Annotated in this window: 4 protein-coding genes and 1 pseudogene; 4 read left to right on the top strand and 1 reads right to left on the bottom strand. The window is 68.7% G+C overall.

Features of this window, described 5'->3' with window-relative positions:
* Positions 1-162 (top strand): annotated as a pseudogene (locus OOT08_RS00705) (MFS transporter); the annotation flags it as partial.
* A 91-nt stretch (positions 163-253) separates the two neighbouring features.
* Here the strand turns inward: OOT08_RS00705 and OOT08_RS00700 are convergent.
* A complete protein-coding gene (locus OOT08_RS00700) occupies positions 254-1,024 on the bottom strand; it encodes a helix-turn-helix transcriptional regulator (RefSeq protein ID WP_325090673.1) in 771 nt (256 codons plus the stop codon).
* Between the two features lie 202 nt (positions 1,025-1,226).
* Here OOT08_RS00700 and OOT08_RS00695 point away from each other — a divergent pair, with 202 nt between their 5' ends.
* From OOT08_RS00695 to OOT08_RS00685, 3 genes are read left to right on the top strand one after another with little or no spacing between them, the layout of a single operon-like run.
* Positions 1,227-2,282, top strand: a complete 1,056-nt coding sequence (locus tag OOT08_RS00695; protein WP_325090672.1) for an ABC transporter substrate-binding protein — start codon at positions 1,227-1,229, stop codon at positions 2,280-2,282.
* Between the two features lies 1 nt (position 2,283).
* A complete protein-coding gene (locus OOT08_RS00690; RefSeq protein WP_325090671.1) occupies positions 2,284-3,351 on the top strand; it encodes a FecCD family ABC transporter permease in 1,068 nt (355 codons plus the stop codon).
* Positions 3,348-4,454, top strand: a complete 1,107-nt coding sequence (locus tag OOT08_RS00685; protein WP_325090670.1) for a FecCD family ABC transporter permease — start codon at positions 3,348-3,350, stop codon at positions 4,452-4,454. The genes OOT08_RS00690 and OOT08_RS00685 overlap by 4 nt, the downstream gene beginning before the upstream one ends.
* Positions 4,455-4,483: the final 29 nt, after the last annotated feature.

The raw sequence follows: 4,483 nt of genomic DNA, 5'->3' as shown, positions 1-4,483 counted from the left end.
GCCTTCGGGGGCACCGCGCCCTATGTGCAGACCTGGGCGGCCTCGGGCTCGTTTAACTTCTTCCCGATCTACGCGATGGCCCTGCTCATCATCAGCGCGCTCGCGGTGTTCACGGTGCCCGAGACGAAGGGCAAGGACCTGACGGTGATGTCCAGCCACTAATCGCACCGCCGCCCGACGAGCCCTGCGGCTCACGAAAACGCCCCGCCAGCCCGGCGGGGCGTTTTCTGCGTCCGCCTCCGGGGATGCGGCGCTACCGTTCCCGGTGAAACCTCTGCGCGTAGGCGCTGGGCGTCATCCCGAAGTGGGCCCGAAATGCCCGGCCGAAGGCGCTCGGGTTGAGGTAGCCGACCCGGTTCGCGACCCCGGCCAAGCTGGGCGCGGAGCGCAGCAGCAGCGCGGCGGTCTCCATGCGGTTCTGCAGGCGCCACTGCTGAAACGAGGCCCCCGTCTCGGCCTGAAACGCCCGCTGAATCGTCCGGGCGGAGGCGTGCGCCGAGGCCGCGAGTTCGACGAGCGTGCGGTCATCGCCCGGGTTAAAGCGCAGGGTCTCCGCCACGGCCAGCGCCGGGCGGGACACCGGCATGCGCAGGGCGGAGCTGTGCGCCGGTCGCACCTCGATCAGGGCGAGGATCTGCCGGTTCAGATTGGCCGCGGGTCGGATGATCGAGATTTGCGATTGGAGCTTCGCGAGGAGCAGGATGCGCAGCTCGCGGTCGACGGGCACCCGGGTCGGGACGAGCAGGGTCGTCGCCGTGAAGGGCGCCGGAAAGAGCACGGGTAACAGCACCGAGTTTTCGTGCACGCGGAACTCGTGGACGACGCCCGCGGGCACCCAGAGCGCGCGCCCGGCGGTGAGGGAGTGCTCTGCCCCGTCGAGCCGGAAGTCTGCGCGTCCCCGGACCTGCCACAGGATGAGGTGCTCATCGGGGTGGACCCGCGGTGGGATCGTGACCGGGGGCAGGATGATGTGCCCGGACGCGTCGAAGGCCTCGTCCGCATCGGGCTCGGGGGGTCCGGACATGACATCACTCCATCCCACCGCGTCGGGCCCGGGCGAGTGGCGCGAGGCGGTGTGTCACAAACGGCAGAGACCTTGGCAGGAACCGCAGGTTTGGGAAGGATAGCCTGTCCTATCTTTGCTGGGGAGGCCCCCGCGTGTCCGATCCGCGTGATCGTCGGGAACCGGGGCCCTCCGCCAAACCCAGTCGAGAGGATGCCCGGAGATGACCCGAAGCAGCACCAGACGTTTCACGGCGCTCACCGTTGGGGTGATCAGCCTGGCGCTCATGCTCGCCGGGTGCGCAACCCTCGACGCCGACGAGACCCCCGAGAACGACGACGTGAACAGCCTGCTGCCGCCCGCCGAAGGGAAAACGGAGTACCCCGTCACGCTGACGACGCAAGCGGGGGAGATCGTGCTCGAGGAGCGGCCCGAACGCGTCGCCGCGGTTGGGAGCTCGGGGATGGACGCCGAGTTGATTGTGGCCCTTGGCGGGACACCGGTCTTTGCGATCGAACCCCCGTTGTGGGTGGTGGAGGCCTCCCCGAAACCAATCGAGCAAACCGTTGAAGGGGGCGGGGATTTTCCGATCGAGAAGATCGCAACGTCACAAGCCGACCTCATCTTAGGGACAACGCTTGGTCTCGAAGTTTTCTTTGCACAACTCTCCGACATTGCTCCGTTGTTGGGAACGCCACTGGAGGAAGACCAGGGGTCAGGATGGCGTAGCCGGTTGCGAATACTCGGCGAAGCACTCGACCTTCAAGACAAAGCAGAACAAGCTATCGCAACAAACGAACAGTTTTTTGAACAGGCGCACACGGAATACCCCGAGCTACAGGGAAAAACCGCCGCCTACTTGATCTACGCAGGGGAGGGGGCCGGGCTTCAGTATCGATCATTTAGCGGGAGTAACGTCGAGGACTTCCTGGATTCCCTTGGCTTCGCCAGGAATCCTGCGGCAGAGAGTTTCGTGGACGATATTTCCGTCAGCCCGGAGAACCTCCTCAGCGCAGATGCCGAGTACGTCATTTTGAGCAACGTCGGCAGCGTTTCGGAGAGCGAGCTGTCCGAAGTGAAAGGCCAACCCCTGTGGGAACGCCTGGGAGCGGTCCAATCAGGTCGATGGGTGCAGATAGGCAATACCAGGAGCGGCTACACCTTCGACTGTCAGGAGTACGAGGGGAACCTGGCGTCAGCGATGGCCTACGCGGGACCGCTCAGTCAAGTCTGGGCAGCCGAAATCATGCTCCCGATCCTCTCGTCGCTCACCGATTAGGGTGACCACTCAGCTTCGCCAGACGGGCCCCGGGGCCGGGGTCGGGGCCCCCGACGCCGTGCCCCGGCGCGCCCTGTTCCGGAAACGGGCCTTCGGCATGGTCGGCATTCTGATCGCCCTGGCCCTGGCGCTCCTCGCGAGCCTCGCCTTCGGCGCAAACCCCCTCTCGCTGGGCGAGGTCTGGCGGGGCTTCTGGGCACCGGACGACTCCGAAGCGTCGGTGATCGTGTGGACCCTGCGTGTGCCAAGAACGGTCGTGGGAATCCTCGTCGGGGCCGCCTACGGGGTCGCGGGCGCGCTCATCCAGGCGCTCACCCGGAACCCGCTCGCCGACCCCGGCATCCTCGGCGTGAACGCGGGGGCGGGCTTCGCCGTCACGATCGGGGTGGGCCTGTTCGGCCTCTCCGGGGTGAGCGGCTACCTCTGGTTCGCCTTCGCGGGGGCTGCCGCCGCGACCGTGGCGGTGTACCTCATCGGTACCGCCGGGCGTGGCACCGCCTCCCCGGTCACCCTCGTCCTGGCGGGGGTCGCGCTCGCCGCGGTGCTCGGCGGCTTCTCCACCTTCCTCACCCTGATCGACCCGGAGACGTTCCGCTCGATCCGGAGCTGGGGCCTCGGCTCCATCGCCCGCACCGGCATCGAGGACGCGATGACCGTGGCCCCCTTCCTCGCCGCGGGGCTCGTGATCGCGCTGCTGCTGTCGGGCTCGCTCAACTCGATCGCGCTGGGCGACGACCTCGCGGCCTCGCTCGGGACGAAGGTCGGGCGCACCCGCGTGTTCGGCATCCTGTCGGTGACGCTGCTCGCGGGCGGGGCGACCGCCGTGACCGGCGGCATCGGCTTCGTCGGCCTGATGATCCCGCACATCGTGCGCTGGTTGGTCGGGCCGGATCAGCGCTGGATCATCGCGTACTCCGCCCTCGCGGCCCCCGTGCTCGTGCTCACCGCCGACGTCCTCGGGCGGGTGCTCGGCCGCCCCGGTGAGATCGAGGTGGGCATCGTCACCGCGGTGCTCGGGGCCCCGGTGCTGATCGCCCTCGTGCGTCGGCGGAAAGCGAGCGGGCTGTGAGCCAGACCACCCGGCGTCCGCGAGAGACCCCCGCGGCCGAGCGGATCGACTTCGGCTACGCGATCCGCCCCCTCCGCACCCGGTGGGCCTCCGCCCGCGTGCCGCTGCGCCTCGTGACGGTCGCGGGCGTCCTCTTCGCGGTCGCGGCGATCGCGGTGATCCTCGCGATCACGCTCGGGGACTACCCGATGACCCTCGCGGACGTTTGGGCCGCGATCACCGGGGTCGGGGAATCGTTCCACCGCACCATCGTGCTTGAGTGGCGGCTCCCGGTCGTGCTCGCGGCGGTCGCCTTCGGCGCCCTGCTGGGCATCGGCGGGGCAATCTTCCAGTCGCTCACCCGGAACCCGCTCGGCTCTCCCGACGTGATCGGCTTCGACGCGGGCTCCTACACCGCCGTCGTCCTCACGATCCTGATCCTGGGTAACACGAGCTACTGGTCGATCGCCTCGGCGGCGATCATCGGCGGCCTCCTCACGGCGCTCGCCGTCTACCTGCTCGCGTACCGGCGCGGCATTCAGGGGTTCCGGCTCATCATTGTCGGCATCGGGGTGTCCGCCATGCTCGGCTCGATCAACGCCTACCTGATCACCCGCGCCGACATCGACGACGCGATGACCGTCGGGTTCTGGGGGGCCGGCTCGATCACCCGGGTGTCCTGGACCTCGATGGTGCCCTCCCTGCTCCTCGCGGTCGTGATCGTCGTCGCCGCGGCGCTCCTCGCCCCCGCCCTGCGCAAGATGGAGCTGGGAGACGACGCAGCCATCACCCAGGGCGCGCGGCCCACCCCCGCCCGGCTCGCCCTCATGGTCGTCGGCGTCGGCACGGTCGCCCTGGTCACCGCGGCGGCCGGACCCATCGGCTTCGTCGCCCTCGTCGCCCCCCAGCTCGCCCGACGCCTCACTGGCTCTCCCGGCGTCAGCCTCCTCGGGGCCGCCGCGATGGGCGCCGCCCTCCTCAGCCTCGCCCACCTGCTCGCGCTGGTCATCGCGCAGTTCTACCGAACAATCCCCGTCGGGCTTATCACCGTGTGCCTGGGCGGTATCTACCTCATCTGGCTCCTGATCCGCGAAACCCGCAAAGAATACGGGGCGCCACGATGACGCCCCAGGAGAGCAACATGACCCCGCAC

Source organism: Leucobacter sp. M11, from assembly GCF_035726885.1.
Classification (GTDB): Bacteria; Actinomycetota; Actinomycetes; order Actinomycetales; family Microbacteriaceae; genus JAPFRB01.
The sequence above is the reverse complement of the archived record's forward strand: the minus strand, read 5'-3'. Positions and strand labels throughout refer to the sequence as shown.